The 15568-nt window shown below is 72.3% G+C and carries 9 protein-coding genes; 2 read left to right on the forward strand and 7 right to left on the reverse strand.

Annotated elements, in window-relative coordinates; genetic code table 11:
• A partial coding sequence (locus tag ACFZBP_RS35570) for a KR domain-containing protein (protein WP_391419508.1) occupies window positions 1-3060 on the forward strand: 3060 nt, incomplete at its 5' end.
• A 56-nt stretch (window positions 3061-3116) separates the two neighbouring features.
• Complete coding sequence (locus ACFZBP_RS35575; RefSeq protein ID WP_391419510.1) at window positions 3117-9608, forward strand: thioester reductase domain-containing protein; 6492 nt, start codon at window positions 3117-3119, stop codon at window positions 9606-9608.
• 77 nt (window positions 9609-9685) lie between these two features.
• Here ACFZBP_RS35575 and ACFZBP_RS35580 read toward each other — a convergent pair whose 3' ends face one another.
• The 7 genes from ACFZBP_RS35580 to ccrA all read right to left on the reverse strand — a co-directional run bounded on the left by ACFZBP_RS35580 (window position 9686) and on the right by ccrA (window position 15541).
• Complete coding sequence (locus ACFZBP_RS35580; RefSeq protein WP_391419513.1) at window positions 9686-9919, reverse strand: 4Fe-4S domain-containing protein; 234 nt, start codon at window positions 9917-9919, stop codon at window positions 9686-9688.
• A complete protein-coding gene (locus ACFZBP_RS35585) occupies window positions 9916-11139 on the reverse strand; it encodes a cytochrome P450 (RefSeq protein WP_391419515.1) in 1224 nt (407 codons plus the stop codon). The genes ACFZBP_RS35580 and ACFZBP_RS35585 overlap by 4 nt, the downstream gene beginning before the upstream one ends.
• Window positions 11140-11178: 39 nt before the next feature.
• Entirely contained in the window at window positions 11179-11700 is a 522-nt protein-coding gene (locus tag ACFZBP_RS35590; protein WP_391419517.1) for a hypothetical protein, read from the reverse strand.
• Window positions 11701-11736: 36 nt separating this feature from the next.
• A complete protein-coding gene (locus ACFZBP_RS35595; RefSeq protein WP_383450189.1) occupies window positions 11737-12267 on the reverse strand; it encodes a flavin reductase family protein in 531 nt (176 codons plus the stop codon).
• 69 nt (window positions 12268-12336) lie between these two features.
• On the reverse strand, window positions 12337-13221 hold the full coding sequence (locus tag ACFZBP_RS35600; RefSeq protein WP_391419519.1) for a 3-hydroxybutyryl-CoA dehydrogenase: 885 nt from the start codon (window positions 13219-13221) through the stop codon (window positions 12337-12339).
• Window positions 13218-14216, reverse strand: a complete 999-nt coding sequence (locus ACFZBP_RS35605) for a beta-ketoacyl-ACP synthase 3 (RefSeq protein ID WP_391419522.1) — start codon at window positions 14214-14216, stop codon at window positions 13218-13220. Before ACFZBP_RS35605 ends, ACFZBP_RS35600 begins: the two co-directional genes overlap by 4 nt.
• Window positions 14216-15541 (reverse strand): crotonyl-CoA carboxylase/reductase, encoded by a 1326-nt coding sequence (ccrA, locus tag ACFZBP_RS35610; protein ID WP_383450194.1) that lies wholly within the window; start codon window positions 15539-15541, stop codon window positions 14216-14218. The genes ACFZBP_RS35605 and ccrA overlap by 1 nt, the downstream gene beginning before the upstream one ends.
• Window positions 15542-15568 lie beyond the last annotated feature (27 nt).

The following is a 15568-nucleotide window of genomic DNA, read 5'->3' on the forward strand; positions in this document are numbered from 1 at the left end:
GAGTTCCGGCGGGTGTTGGAGGGGGTGGAGTTCGGGGTTCCGCGTATTCCGGTCGTGTCGAATGTGACCGGTGTGGTGGCGGGGGTGGAGGAGTTTGGTTCGGCGGAGTACTGGGTGCGTCATGTGCGGGAGGCGGTGCGGTTCCACGACGGGGTGGTGCATCTGCGTGAGCAGGGTGTGACCCGGTTCGTGGAGCTGGGGCCTGATGGCACCCTCACCGCCCTGACGCAGCAGGCACTCGACGACGACCACGACGTATCGGTCCTGCCCACCCTGCGCCGCGACCAGCCGGAAGCCCACACCCTGGCCAAGGCCCTCGGCACGCTGCACACCTGGGGCCTGCGAGTCGACTGGCCCACCTGGTTCGCCGGCACGGGGGCCCGCCCCGTCACGCTGCCGACCTACGCCTTCCAGCGCGAGCGGTACTGGATGCGCGCCGACCACGGCGGTGCCGCCGGCGCGGCAGGGCCGAACGACACCGGGCACCCCCTCCTCGGCCATCGGACGGCCGCGGCACACACCGGCGACCTGCTCTTCACCGCCCGCATCCTGCCCGACACCCACGGCTGGACCGCCGACCACGCGATCCTCGAGGCCCCGGTGCTGCCCCCGTCCGCCCTGGTGGAGGCGCTGACCCGGATGGCCGACCACGGGGACGCCGGAACACTGCGTCACCTCACCGTGCACCGGCCCCTGGTCCTTCCCGGGGACGGAGCGGCACAACTGCAGATCGTCGTCCACGCCGAGGACGGCTCGGGCCGGCGCCCCTTGTCGGTCCATCTCCGCCCCGACGACGCGGAGTCCCCCTGGACCCTGCACGCCGAGGGAGAGCTCGGTCCCGACGACCGGCCCTCCGAAGTCGTCCGGGGCGACGAGCGGGGCGAAGTCCGGCTGCCCGACGACCTGTTGCCCGACGCCGCCCGGTACCAACTTCACCCGGCGCTCGTCGAAGAGGCTGTACGCGGCGCGCTCGGCCCGGCACCGGCGGGCAGCACCCGGTTCGCCGAGCGATGGCAGGACGTGTGCCTGCACGCCACGGGCGCCACGGCGGTGCGGGTCCTGACCGAACCCGGCGAAGGGGACTCGCTCTCGCTGCGGTTGGTCGACACCGCCGGGCAGCCGGTCCTCACGGTCGGCCGTCTCACCTACCGCGACCTACCCGACGACCGGTTCGCACCGGCGGACGGCCGGACCCTCCCGCTGTACGCCATGGCCTGGCAGCCCCTCACGCCTCCCCCGTCCGCGACCTCGCCCGAGGGCTGGGCCGTGCTCGGCCCGCAGGACGGACAGGACGCTGCGGGCACCGCAGGCCTCGACGCACCCCGGTTCCCGGACGTCCCCGCGCTCGCCGCCGCGGTGCGGGACGGGGCACCGGTCCGGCACCTGCTCGTGGAGTTCGCGGAGACCGGCTCCCCACGACGTCTCACCGGGCAGGCACTGACCCTCGTCCAGCAGTGGCTCGCCGAGCCGCTCCTGGCCGACACCCGCCTGGTCGTCCTCACCCGAGGCGCCGTCGCCGTCGACGCCGAGGGAGTCGACGACCCGGAGGCCGCCGCCCTCTGGGGGCTGCTGAGGTCCGCGCAGACGGAGGCTCCCGAGCGGATCGTGCTGCTCGACACCGACGGCGCTCCGGTGTCGGACACCGTGCTGGCCGGTCTGCCGGCCTCGGGCGAACCGCAGGCCGCGGTGCGCTCCGGCACGCTGCGCGTGCCCCGACTGGAGCGCGTCGAACAGGACGCCGAGGACGCCACCCCGAGTGAGTGGGGGCACGGCACCGTGCTCGTCACCGGCGCCGGGGGAGCCCTGGCCGACGTCCTCGCCCGGCACCTGGTCGCCGAACACGGCGTACGTCACCTCCTGCTCCTGGACGACCGGGCCGACGGCATTTGGCCCGGGCCCGAACTGCTGGCGGACCTGAGCGCGGCGGGGGCCGACGTCACCGCCCTCGCCTGCGACACCGCCGACCGCCCCAGCCTGCAGGCGGCGCTCACCGCGATACCCGAGCACCGTCCGCTCACCGCGGTGGTGCACACCGCCGCGGTGCCCGACCAGATCGGGCTGTCCGAGCTGACGCCCGGGCGTCTGCAGTCCATGCTGCGGTCCACCGCGGACACGGCATGGCAGCTGCACGAACTCACCCGTGAGCTGGACCTGTCGGCCTTCGTGCTGTGCACCTCCGCCGGGGGCGCGATCGGCGGGGCCGGCCGGGCAGGCGATTCGGCGGCGGCCGCGTACCTCGACGGCCTCGCACGCCACCGCACGGCCCTCGGCCTCCCGGCCACGGCGCTGGCCCTCGGGCCGTTCGACCAGGCCTCGACGACCGGATCCCCCGTCACCCGCCTCCCGCTGCGTGAACTCACGGCCCAGGACGGGGCGGACGCCTTCGACGCCGCACTGCGCTCGGACCGGCCGGCGCTGGTCGCGGTACGCCTGGACGGTGCCGCACTGCGGGCCGGCGCCGGCCTCCCCGCCGTGCTGAGCTCCCTCGCCGGGACATCCGGGCGGGCTCGGGCGGCGGGTGCCGGGTCCGGCACGCCGGCGCTGAGTCTGGAGGGGCTGACCGCGCAGGAGCGGCAGCAGAGCGTCCTCGACCTGGTCAGGGCGGAATCGGCCGCCGTGCTCGGGCACGCGGACGTCGGCGCCGTCGCCGCCGACCGGGCCTTCCAGGAACTCGGCTTCGACTCCATGACCGTCGTCGAGCTGCGCAACCGCATCACCGCCCGCACCGGTATCGCCCTGTCGGCGACACTCGCCTTCGACCACCCCTCGCCGGCGGCGCTCACCGAGTACCTACTGGCCCAGCTCAGCTCGGAACACGAGGCCGCGCCCCTCTCACCCGTGGACGGTGAACTGCGGCGCCTGGAGGCGCTGTTGCTCCAGGCGCCCGAGGACGCGACGGAGCGGCACGACATCGTCGTACGTCTGCAGACCCTGCTGTCACGGCTGACCGAGGCCGACGACGAGCCTCAGTCGGCGGACCTGACCGGCCGTATCGAGACGGCCTCCGCCGAGGAGATCTTCGCCCTCATCGACGACCAACTGGGCGGATCCACCGACTGATCCGGTACGACCCCGCCCCTGAGTACACAGAGGAACAGAGGTTCCCCATGTCCACCATGTCCAACGAAGACAAACTGCTCGAGTACCTCAAGAAGGTCACCGCCGACCTGCAGAAGTCCCGCCGGCGCGTCGCCGAGCTCGAGTCGGGCCGCAACGAGCCCATCGCCATCGTCGGCATGGCCTGCCGCTTCCCCGGTGCCGACTCCCCGGCCGACCTGTGGCAGTTGGTCATGGACGAGACCGATGCCATCTCGGAGTTCCCGACGGACCGCGGCTGGGACCTGGACAACCTCTACGACCCGGACCCCGCCAAGCCCGGCCGCACCCATGTCCGGCACGGCGGATTCCTGAAGGACGCCACACGGTTCGACGCGGCCTTCTTCGGGATATCCCCCCGCGAGGCCCTGGCCATGGACCCGCAGCAGCGCCTGCTGCTGGAGACGGCATGGGAGGCGTTCGAGAGCGCGGGCATCGATCCGGTCGGCCTCAAGGGCACACGCACGGGTGTGTTCACCGGGCTCGTCGAGCAGAGCTACCTCGGTCTGCCGACGCCCACGGAGTTCGACGGCTACCTGATGACCAGCATGCTCAGCAGCATGGCATCGGGCCGCATCGCCTATGTCCTCGGTCTCGAAGGCCCGGCCGTGTCCGTCGACACCGCGTGCTCGTCGTCGCTGACCGCACTCCACCTCGCGGTGCAGTCACTGCGCGCCGGGGAATGCACGCTGGCCCTGGCCGGAGCGTCGTACGTCGCCGCGAACCCCGTCGGCCACATCGACTTCTCGCAGCAGCAGGGCCTCGCCGCCGACGGCCGGTGCAAGCCGTTCTCCGCCTCGGCCGACGGCATCGGCTGGTCGGAGGGTGTCGGCCTGTTGTTGGTGGAGCGGTTGTCGGATGCGCGTCGTAACGGGCACACGGTTCTTGCTGTGGTGCGGGGTTCGGCGGTGAATCAGGACGGTGCGAGCAATGGGTTGACGGCGCCGAACGGTCCGTCGCAGGAGCGGGTGATTCGTCAGGCGTTGGCGAATGCCCGGTTGGGTGCGGCGGATGTGGATGTGGTGGAGGCGCACGGGACGGGGACGACGCTGGGTGATCCGATCGAGGCGCAGGCGTTGTTGAACACCTATGGTCAGGAGCGGCCGGACGGTGAGCGTCCGTTGTGGCTGGGGTCGTTGAAGTCGAACATCGGGCATGCGCAGGCGGCGGCCGGTGTCGGCGGGATCATCAAGATGGTGCAGGCGATACGTCACGGCGTGCTGCCGAAGTCGCTGCATTCCGAGAAGCCGACGTCGGTGGTGGACTGGGACGCGGGCGCGGTGGAGTTGCTGAGCGAGGCCCGGCCCTGGCCCGAGACCGGGCGCCCCCGCCGCGCCGCCGTGTCGGCCTTCGGCGCCAGCGGCACCAATGCCCACGTCATCATCGAACAGGCACCCCCGGCCGACGAGACCGCCGAGACCGACGGACGCGACCGGACCGACGAGCCCGGCACACCCGTGTCGGCCACCGGCCCGATCACACCGCCCTGGACCCTGTCCGCCAGGTCCGCCCAGGCGCTACGGGACCAGGCCCGCAAGCTCCTGGACCACCTCCGGGACGAGCCCGGCCCACGGCCGTGGGACGTGGCCTACTCCCTGGCCACCGGCCGCTCCCACCTCAGCCACCGGGCCGCCGTCGTCGGCACCGGACCCGACGAGGTACTCGCGGGCCTGCGCGCGCTGAGTGACGGCGAGAACTCGCCGCACCTCGTCACCGGCCGGGTCGCCGAACCCGGCAAGACCGTCTTCGTCTTCCCCGGCCAGGGCGGCCAGTGGCCCGGCATGGCCGTGGAACTCCTCGACGACTCCGAGGTGTTCGCCGCGCAGATCCGCGCCTGCGCCAAGGCGCTCGCCCCGTACGTCGACTGGTCCCTCGAAGACGTGCTGCGCCAGGCCGACGGCGCCCCCTCGCTCGACCGGGTCGACGTCATCCAGCCCGCGTCCTTCGCGGTGGCGGTCTCGCTGGCCGCGCTGTGGCGGGCGCACGGAGTCGAGCCCGCGGCCGTCGTGGGCTCCTCCCAGGGGGAGGTCGCGGCGGCCTACGTCAGCGGCGGACTGACCCTGGAGGACGCCGCGCGCGTGGCCGCCATCCGCAGCCAGGTCACCAGCGCGCTCGAAGGCCGCGGCGGCATCGCCTCCGTGGCCCTGTCCCGCGACGAACTCGCCGCCCGTATCGAGGGATGGGGCGACCGGCTGTCGATCGCGGTCGTCAACGGTCCCGGCTCGACGGTCGTCTCCGGCGACCACGAGGCACTGGAGAAGTTCGTCGAGGAATGCAAGGCCGAAGGCATCCGTACCCGCCGCTTCCACGCCGACTACGCCTCCCACTCGGCCCAGGTCGAGGAGATCCGCGACCGGCTGCTGCACGACCTGGCGCCGATCCGGCCCCGGCCGGGCACCGTGCCCTTCTACTCCACGGTCACCGCGGGCCTGCTGGACACCACCGAGCTCGGCGCCGAGTACTGGTACCGGAACCTGCGCCACCCCGTGGAGTTCGAGGAGACCACCCGCACCCTGGTCGGCCACGGCCACCACACCTTCGTCGAGGTCGGCCCCCACCCCGTGCTGGCCCCCGTGCTGGAGGACAGCCTCGACAACCCCGTGGTCGTCGGCACCCTGCGACGCGAATCGGGCGGCCTGACACAGTTCCTCACCTCGCTGGCCAAGCTGCACACGGGCGGCGGCACCGTCGACTGGCACGCCCTCTTCGCCGGCCACGAGGCCCGTCGCGTGCCCCTGCCCACGTACGCCTTCCAGCGCGAGCGCCACTGGTACGAGGCATCCGCAGCCGGCACCGACGCCGGCCGGCTGGGCGTGGCCGCGGCCGAACACCCGTTGCTCGGCGCCGCCGTCACCGTGGCCTCCTCCGGGGAGACCCTCCTCACGGGCAGGCTCTCGGCACGCACCCACCCCTGGCTGGCCGAGCACACCGTCCACGACGCCGCCGTCCTGTCGCCCGCACTCCTCGCGGAACTGGCCGTACGGGCCGGCGACGAGCTGGCCCTGAACGCCGTCGACGAACTCACTGTCCACCAGCCCCTGGTGCTGCCCGACCGGCAGGGACTCCAGATCCAGCTCGCCGTGGCCGGTGACGACTCCGCCTCGGCACGCACCTTCACCGTGCACGCCAGGCCCGACGTCGGCGACGTCACCTGGCAGCGCGTCGCCTCCGGCCGGCTCGGTCGGCACGGCACCGGCGGCGCCGCCGACCTGACCCAGTGGCCGCCCGCCGACGCCGTGCCCCTGTCACCGCACGACATCGGCGAACGCCTCGGGGCGACCGCGACGGACGACGGCCCGCTGACCGGGGTGTGGAGCCGCGGCGACGAGCTGTACGCCGAGGTCCGCCTCCCCGACGAACTCCAGCGCCAAGCGACGGACTTCGGCCTCCACCCCGTACTCCTTCAGGCCGCCCTCCAGGTGCTGCCGCTCACCGTGGACCTGCCGGGTGCCCCGGGGGCGTGGCTCGCCTCCCGCTGGCAGGGCTTCCGACTGCACGCCACGGGAGCCGCCGGCCTGCGGGTCCGCATCCGCCCCCTGGGGTCCGACACCGTGTCCGTGACCGTCGCCGACCAGCAAGGACGGCCGCTGGCCACGATCGAGTCGCTCACCGCGCGCCCCGTCACCACCGACGAACTGGGCCGCAGCGCCGCCCGTGTGCAGGACGACCTGCTGCACGTCGGCTGGCGGCCCGTCCGGCTCAGCACCGAAACGGAACCCCTCGCCCTGCTGCAGCTGGACACCGACCACTTCGATACGGCACGGACCGCCGACCTGGCCGCCGTCGGGGCGGCCGCCGCCGGGCCGCGCCCCCCGGCCGCCGTGCTCTCCCGGCATGCGGCACCGACGGACGCCGACCCGGTCCGGGCCGTGTACGACGCCACCCACCGCGCCCTGGCCCTGGTCCGGGAGTGGCTCGCCGACGAACGGCTCGAATCCACCCCGCTCGTCCTGGTCACCCAGGGGGCCGTCGCGGTCGGCGACGAGGACGTCACCGACCTCGCGGCCGGCGCCGTATGGGGCCTGCTGCGCTCCGCGCAGGCGGAGTCGCCCGGCCGCTTCGTCCTCGTCGACACCGACGGTGACGAGGCATCCCTCGCGGCGCTGCCCGCGGTCGTTCGCTCCGGGCAGGCCCAGGTGGCGATCCGGGCCGGCCAGGCACTCGTCCCGCGCGTCGCACGCGTCGACGCCGCGACCGCCGGCACCGCGCCCAGCGGCACCTGGAACCCGGACGGCACCGTCCTGATCACCGGCGGCACGGGCACCCTCGGCGCCCTGTTCGCCCGGCACCTGGTCGTCGAGCACGGCGTACGACACCTGCTGCTGACCAGCCGCAGCGGCCCCGCCGCACCCGGCGCCGGCGAACTGCGCGCCGCGCTCACCGCCCTGGGCGCCCACGTCACCGTCGCCGCCTGCGACACCGCCGACCGCTCCGCCCTCGCCGAACTTCTCGCCGCCGTCCCCGGCGACCGGCCCCTGACCGGTGTGGTGCACGCGGCCGGTGTCCTCAGCGACGGCCTCATCACCGCGCTGACCCCCGAACGCCTCGACGCCGTACTGCGCCCCAAGGTCGACGCCGCCTGGCATCTGCACGACCTCACCCGCGACCTCGACCTGTCGGCGTTCGTGCTGTTCTCCTCCCTCGCCGGAGTGATCGGCGGCGCGGGTCAGTCCAACTACGCCGCGGCCAACTCCTTCCTCGACTCCCTCGCCCTGCACCGAAAGGCCCACGGGCTCCCCGCGACCTCCGTGGCCTGGGGCCTGTGGGAGCAGCTGAGCGCCATGGCGGCGAACCTCGACGAGGCGGATGTGGACCGCATCGTCCGCTCGGGCTTCGGGCTCGTGGCCTCCGACCGCGGACCCGCCGCCCTCGACCTCGCGCTGCGGCTGGGCCACGCCACCCTGGTCGGCGTGCCCGTCGACATGGCCACCCTGCGCGAACAGCCCACCCGGGCACCCCTGTTGTTCGCGGACCTGGCCCGCACACCGCTGCGCCGCAGCGCCCAGGACGGCGGCCTCGGCGCGGACTCGCTGGCCGCCCTCCTGGAGGGCCGCTCGGCCGAGGAGCGGTACGACATCGTGCTCGACCTGGTCCGCGCCGAGGTGGCCGCGGTCCTCGGCCACCCCGACCCCGGCGCCATCCGGTCGGACCACCGCTTCACCGAGCTGGGCTTCGACTCGCTCACCTCCGTCGAACTGCGCAACCGCCTGGGCGAGGCGGTGGGCAGCCGACTGCCGGCCAGCCTCGTCTTCGACCGGCCCACCCCGGGTGAGCTCGCCGCCCACCTGTGCGCCGAGGTGCTGCCGGGCGGGGACCAGACCTCGGCCCCGGCCGCGAAGACCGACTTCGCCGCGGAGATCACGCTCGACGAGGACATCCGGCCCGCCGAGGAGGTGGTGCGCGTCACCAGCAGCCCCCGCGAGGTGCTGCTGACCGGCGTCACCGGGTTCCTCGGTGCCTTCCTGCTGCGTGACCTCGTCACGTCGACCGAGGCCACGGTGCACTGCCTGGTCCGGGCCGCCGACGAGCACGAGGGGCTGCGGCGGATCAGGGCCAACCTGGAGTGGTACCGCATCCTGGACCAGATCGACCCGGACCGCATCCGTGTCGTCGTGGGCGACCTGGCCGCGCCCGGGCTCGGGCTCGACGAGGACCACTTCGACCGGCTCGCCCGGACCGTGGACGCCGTCTACCACGCGGGCGCGGCGGTCAACTGGATCCAGCCGTACCCCACGCTGAGCGCGGCCAACGTCGCCGGTACCCGGGAACTGCTGCGGCTCGCCGCCCGGCACCGCACCGTGCCCCTGCACCACGTCTCGACCACCGGCGTCTTCCCCGGGCCCGTGACCCGGGGCGTGCCGCTGGAGGTCACCGACCCGACCGGCCCCGGCGCGGCACTGCCCAACGGCTACACGCAGAGCAAGTGGGTGGCCGAGCAGATCATCGGCATCGCCCGCTCCCGGGGCCTTCCGGTGAACGTCTACCGCGTCGACCAGGTCGCCGGAGACCAGGTCAACGGCGCCTGCCAGACCCGCGACTTCGTCTGGCTGACCGTCAAGGGTGTCCTCCAGGCGGGCTCGGTACCCCGGGACCTGCCCGGCGTGTTCCGGCTGATGCCGGTGGACTACGCCAGCGCCGCCCTGGTCGCCCTGTCGCGCACCGAGGACGCCGCCGGAGGCACCTTCCACCTCTACAACGACACCCATGTGACGCTGGAACGGATCGTGACCCGGCTGCGCGCCGCCGGCCACCACGTTGCCGAGATCGCCCAGGGCGACTGGTTCGACCTGGTCAGGGCCGACCCGGACAACGCCGTCGCGCCCCTGCTGGACGCTGTCGAACTGCTCATCGAGGACAGTGAGTCCTTCTACCCGGCGATCTCCACCACCCAGACAGCCGCAGCCCTCGAAGGCACCGGCATCAGCTGCCCGCCGGTCTCGGACGAACTCCTCGACAGGTACATCGGGTTCTTCGCGGAGAACGGCTATCTTCCCGCTCGTGAGCAGGGCTGACGCACCGTCCTGAAATCCCTGGCACGCGAAGAGGGAGCCGGCCCGTGAAGGCCGGCTCCCTCTTCGTAGGTCGTCGGTCAGTCCGAGTCCGACACGGTGACCGCCGCGCCCGGGCAGCAGGCGGCCACGTCCTCGGCGGACTCGATGTCGTCGGCATCGGTGAGATCGCCCCGCACCGGCTCGCCCCGGCCCTCCTCCGTGAGCCGGAAGAGAGCCGGATGCATGGCGGCGCACAGCCCGGAGGCCACACACGCTTCCTGGTCGACCCGAAGCCTCGCCATGAGGTCGCCCTCCCGGCGGTGGGCGTTCACCGCTTTCCTTCGCCGTGCAGATGGACCGGGAACGACTTGATGCTGCGCACCAGCCACATCTCGTCGTAGCGCAGCTCCTCGGCGGGCACCGCGAGGCTCATGTCGGGAAAACGCCGCATGATCGCGGGAATGGCGATCCCCGCCTCCAGCCGGGCGAGCGCCGCCCCCATGCAGTTGTGCAGGCCGTGCCCCAGCCCCACATGGCGCGGGCCGGTACGGGTGATGTCGAGCTTGTCGGCGTCCGGCCAGCGGCGCGGATCCCGGTTGGCCGATCCGACCGCGGGTATCACCGGCGCACCCGCGGGCAGTGTGGCCCCCGCGAACTCCAGGTCCTCCTTGGCGAACCGGAAGAAGCCGACCGCCACACCGCCGTTGAAGCGCAGGAACTCCTCAACGGCCGTGTCCTTGAGCTCGGGCCGCTCCAGGAGCAGTCTGCGCTGGTCGGGCCGCTCCAGCAGGGACAGGATGGACGTCCCGATCAGGTTCCGGGTGGTGTCGAGGCCGGCCATGATCAATACGGCGATCATGGCCACGAGCTCGGTCTCGTCGAGCCGGTCCTCGCCGTCCCGGGCCTCGATCAGTGCGGACGCCAGATCGTCCGCGGGGTTGCGACGCTTGTGGGCGATAAGTCCGCGACCGTACTCCGCGATCTCCTCGAACGCCCGCTGGTTGGCGCCCTCGTCCTCCGGATCGGTGTGGAAGGCGCGCTCGATGGCGTGGATCATCTCGTTGAAGCGATCGAGCGGGAAGCCGAGGACGTTGCCCATGAGCGCCGCCGGGATCGCACCCGCGTAGTCCATGACATCGGGCCGGTCCTGCTTCTCCAGCCGATCGAGCTCCGCCTCGACGACCGCGTGGGTCGGCTCCTCCCATTCCGCGACGCGCCGCGGCGTGAAGGTGCTCATCGCCAGTCGGCGCACCCGCGTGTGGTCCGGCGGATCGAGCATCGTGATGATCCGTTCGATCGCCGTGCCCCTGCCCACCGCCATCCCGCCGTCGACGAACTCCTTGCTCGCCCAGGACGGGTTGGTGCTGAAACGAGGATCGCCGAGGAGTTTCTGCACATCGTCGAAGCGGGTGGCTATCCACAGGGGTATGTCGCCGACGGGAAAGTGGAACTGGTGCATCGGGGAGTTCTCGCGCAGCCATTCCAGCGTCGGATACGGGTTCTGGTAGTAGTCGAACCCGAAGAGTTCGCTGGGCGGCGCTGATGTCGTCATGGAAGACCCTTTCAACTGGGTTGGAGACGAGGTGGTGGCTCACGGGGAACTGATGCGCGGCAACGCGGCACGCGTCGACCTGCCCAGTTCACGTGCCAGTGAGTGAAGGCGCACGGAGGCGTCCACGGCGGCGGGGTTCTCGGCGAGGACGAGGACCAGGCACTCCAGGACGAGCGCCGAGACCAGGGCCCGGTGACCGGCCGACAGCTCCGCCGGGCCGCCGCCGACGGCGAACAGCACCCTGCGGGCCTCTCGGGAGAGAGCGGCCCGCAGGGTGCTGTCACGTTGTTCCGCCGTGGTGAGGACGCGGGCGAGAGACGCCTCGAACGCGGTCAGCACGGCGGTGGGGAAGGGGGCGGCCGGCTCCGGACTCGGGCCGCGGCCGGCTGCGGAAACGTGTCCCGCGGAGGGACGGCCCGTGGGCGGCCGGCCGGCCGCGGTACGGCCGCGCTGTGCCGTCGCCCGTGCCAGGCCCTCGTTGAGCGCCTCGGTGAACCAGCGGCCCGCGGCGGCCGCGTCCACCACGCCGAGGCTGTCCTCTGCTTCGATGTCGGTGTGCATGGCTGCTCAGCCCCCCGGGCGGAAGGTCAGTGGATCTCAGTGACGGGGCGCGGTGTGCTGGAACCGGCCGCCGAAGAAGAGCAGACCGGCGTCGGCGGAGCCGCTGCGGGCGCCGACCACGTCCCCGATGAATATCGAGTGGTCGCCCGAGTCATGGGACTCGGACAGCTCACATTCCAGCCAGGCCAGCGCGCCCCGCAGCAGTGGCGCCCGGGTCAGCGGGCCCGGCTCCCAGTCCACCCCGTCGAACTGCTCGGCGCCCAGGGGCCGGTTCTTGTCGGCGAAGTGACGTGCCAGCCCTTCGTGTTCCGAGCTCAGGACCGACACGCCGAAGCGCCGCTCGGCCGTGATCGCCTTGTGCATCACCGCGCTGTGGGACACACAGCACAGCACGCTGGGCGGGGCGAGGGAGACGGAGCTGAAGGCGTTGGCGGTCATCGCGTGGATGTTGTCGCCGCCCACGCTGAGTACGACGACACCGGTCGCGAACCGCGACATCGCCTCGCGCAGTTCGTCCGGCGTCGCCCGCAGCGCCTCGGCGCCCTGCGCGGCGGTGGGGGAACTCATCCTGAAACCTCCGGAAGACTGGGGCGAGGAAACGTGATCGGGGGAGGCGTCGGGTCGCCGTCGGGCGGCTCAGCCGGCATACGAGTAGAAGCCGTGTGCCGTCTTCCGCCCGAGCATGCCGCCCTCCACCATGCGGACGAGCAGCGACGGCGGCGCGTACAGCGGTTCCTTGAACTCCTCGTACAGCGAGTCCGCGATCGAGGCGACGACGTCGAGTCCGATCAGATCCGCGAGCCGCAGCGGGCCCATGGGATGGGAGCAGCCCAGCTGCATGGCCCGGTCGATGACGTCGGGCGTGGCGAACCCCGACTCCACCATGCGCACCGCGGCCAACAGGTAGGGGATCAGCAGGGCGTTGACCACGAAGCCGGCCCGGTCCTCGGTCCGGACGACCTGCTTGCCGAGCACCTCCGTCACGAAGCGCTCGGTGCGGTCGCGGACGTCGTCGTCGGTCAGCAGCGACCCCGTCAGCTCCACCAACGGGAGCACGGGCACCGGGCTGAAGAAGTGGACCCCGACCACCCGCTGCGGGCTGCCGGTGGAACGTCCCAGCCGCATGATGGGGATGGAGGAGGTGTTGGAGGCCAGGATCGCCTCCGGGTCCTTGACGATGCCGTCGAGGCGGGCGAACAGCTCGACCTTGGTGCTCTCGTCCTCGCGTACGGACTCGACGACGAACTGCCGGTCGGCCAGCTCGTCGAGGTCCGACGTCAGGGTGATGGCGGCCAGGGCGGCGTCCCGCTCGTCCGCTGCCAGCTTCCCCTTGGCCACCGCACGATCGAGCGAGGCCTCTATACGGCGTCGGCCCGGCGCGATCGACTCCGGACGCGAGACCACCACGGTCACGTCCAGGCCCGCCTTCGCGCAGATCTCCGCGATCCCGGCGCCCATCTGGCCGCAGCCGACGATCCCCACCCGATGGATGTCCGGCGCGGTCGGCACAGTCGTGGTCATGCTGTCACTCCCCAGCGGATGAGTCCGGCGCCCATGGACATGCCGCCGCCGAAGCCCGCGAGCAGCACGATGTCGCCGTCGTTGAGATGGCCTTGCTGCACCGCCGCGTCGAGCGTGACGGCGACGGCGGCGTTTCCGGGATTTCCGTACCGGTGCAGGGTCCGGTGGGTCGTGGCGGTCTCCAGGCCGGACCGCTGAACGATCTGCGAGAGCATGACCCCGTTCGGCTGGTGCGGCACGAAGTGGTCGATCCGGTCGCGAGGCACCCCCGTACGCCGGCACAGCGTCTCCACCAGGCCGGGGAAGTTCTCCAGGACGAAGTCCCGTACGGCACGGCCCTCCATGCGGAAGAAGTGGGACCCCTCTCGCACGGTCCGCTCCGACGCCGGCAGCCGGCTGCCGCCCGCCTCGACCCGGATCAGCCGGTGGGCGTCACCCCGGCTGGCCAGCTCCACGCCGAGGAACCCACGAGCCTCCCCGACCTCGCCGACCACGGCGGCGCCCGCACCGTCCGCCATCAGCACGGCCGTACGCCGGTCCGTGAAGTCGAGGATCCGCGAGTACACATCGGCCCCCACGACCAGCGCACGTCCGCCCGGCCGCCCGGCCAGCAGCCGGCGCGCGACCTCCAGGGCGTACACGAAACCGGTGCAGACGACGTTGATGTCGAAGCAGACCGCGGCATGGGCGTCCAGACCACGCTGGACGTGATACGCCGTCGGCGGCTGCGGGGAGTCCGGCGTGGACGTGGACACGATGAGGTAGTCGATCTCCGACGCGGTCACCCCCGCCGCTTCCAGCGCGCGTTCGGCGGCCCGCACCGCCAGGTCCGAAGTCGCCTCGTGGGGCGCGGCGAATCGGCGGGCGGTGATGTGGGTGCGCTCCTCGATCCACTGCGGGGTGACTCCCACCCGGGCGGCGATCTCGGCGTTGCCGACCTCGTCCTTGGGCAGATAGGAGCCCGTGCCCAGGATCCCGACGGGCCGCTCGTCCATCACAGGCTCCGCAGCGGGTTGAGCGCATCGGCACCGATCTTCTCCCGCAGCTGCGGATCGGTGACCCCGAGGCCCTCGTGGGGCGCCTGGCACAGCACCGCCACCTTCCCCAGGTGCTGGTTCGTCTGCACGAGCCGGGCCGCCTCGCCCACCTCGTCCAGGCCGTACACCGACGACAGCACGGGGGAGATCTTCCCGAGCGCGACCAGTCGGTTCAGCTCCGCCTGCTCCTGGAGGTTCGCGGCGTGACTGCCCACGATCCGCTTGGAGTTCATCCAGAGGTAGCGGTTGTCGTAGACGTGCTGGTAGCCGGTGCTGGAGCCGCAGGTGACCACGGTCCCGCCGCGGCGTACGACGAACACCGAGACGCCGAACGTGGCGCGGCCGATGTAGTCGAACGCGACACTGGGATCCTCCCCGACCTCGCGGCGGATGATCCGCCCGAGGCGCTTGCCCTGCTCGATGGTCTCCTCGGGGGTCGTCGCCTCGCCCAGGCCGATCTCCGCCCGGTTGATGATCACCTCGCAGCCCAGGGCGCGCAGCGCCTTCGCCTTGTGCTCGGAACTGACCACACCGACCGGGATCCCCCCGGCCTGCTTGACCAGTTGCACCGCGAACGCCCCGAGGCCACCGGTCGCACCCCAGATCAGCACCACGTCGCCGAGCTTGATGCGGGCGCCCTTGTCGCTGATCAGCATGCGGTAGGAGGTGGCCGCGGTGAGCAGCACACCGGCCGACTCCTCCCAGGTCAGATGGCCCGGCTTGGGCAGCAGCTGGCTGGCCTTGACCACGGTGTACCGGGCGAGGCCGCCGAAGTTCGTCTCGTATCCCCAGATGCGCTGTTCCTCGCCCAGCATGGCGTCGGCGTGGGTGGCCGGCTCATGGTCGTCCACCTGGACGCAGGAGACGACGACATGGGCGCCCGGGCGCCAGCGCCGTACCGCGGCGCCGGCGCGGACCACGACACCGGAGGCGTCCGAGCCGATCACCTGGTACGGCAGGTCGTGCCGGGCGGCGTAACCGCCCTGGCGGCCGTAGCGCTCCAGGAACCGGAAGGTCGGCACCGGCTCGAAGGTGGCGGACCACACCGTGTTGTAGTTGATCGCGCCGGCCATGACCGCCACCAGCACCTCGTCCGGCGCCAGTTCCGGCATGGCCACCGGGCCGACCCGGATGGACCGGCGTACGTCCTTGTCCTGCGCTCCCTCGAACATGCCGACGTCCTCGGCGCGCAGATGGGCGGCGTCGAAGTGGTCCGGCAGCTTCTCGCGCTCAAGTACCTCCCCCGGAGCACCCGAAAGGAGAGCCTCGGTCAGAGAATCCATCGTGATCCGTTCTCGTGAGATGTGGGC

Origin of the sequence: Streptomyces sp. NPDC008086 (assembly GCF_042957325.1) — a bacterium.
In the GTDB taxonomy this organism is placed as follows: Bacteria; Actinomycetota; Actinomycetes; order Streptomycetales; family Streptomycetaceae; genus Streptomyces.

Bases quoted from the DNA above. Each gene is read 5' to 3' on its own strand.
- ACFZBP_RS35605 (WP_391419522.1), bottom strand. From the start codon at position 14,216: ATGGACGAGCGGCCCGTCGGGATCCTGGGCACGGGCTCCTATCTGCCC.
- ACFZBP_RS35585 (WP_391419515.1), bottom strand. From the start codon at position 11,139: ATGACGACATCAGCGCCGCCCAGCGAACTCTTCGGGTTCGACTACTAC.
- ACFZBP_RS35590 (WP_391419517.1), bottom strand. From the start codon at position 11,700: ATGCACACCGACATCGAAGCAGAGGACAGCCTCGGCGTGGTGGACGCG.
- ACFZBP_RS35600 (WP_391419519.1), bottom strand. From the start codon at position 13,221: ATGACCACGACTGTGCCGACCGCGCCGGACATCCATCGGGTGGGGATC.
- ccrA (WP_383450194.1), bottom strand. From the start codon at position 15,541: ATGGATTCTCTGACCGAGGCTCTCCTTTCGGGTGCTCCGGGGGAGGTA.
- ACFZBP_RS35595 (WP_383450189.1), bottom strand. From the start codon at position 12,267: ATGAGTTCCCCCACCGCCGCGCAGGGCGCCGAGGCGCTGCGGGCGACG.
- ACFZBP_RS35575 (WP_391419510.1), top strand. From the start codon at position 3,117: ATGTCCAACGAAGACAAACTGCTCGAGTACCTCAAGAAGGTCACCGCC.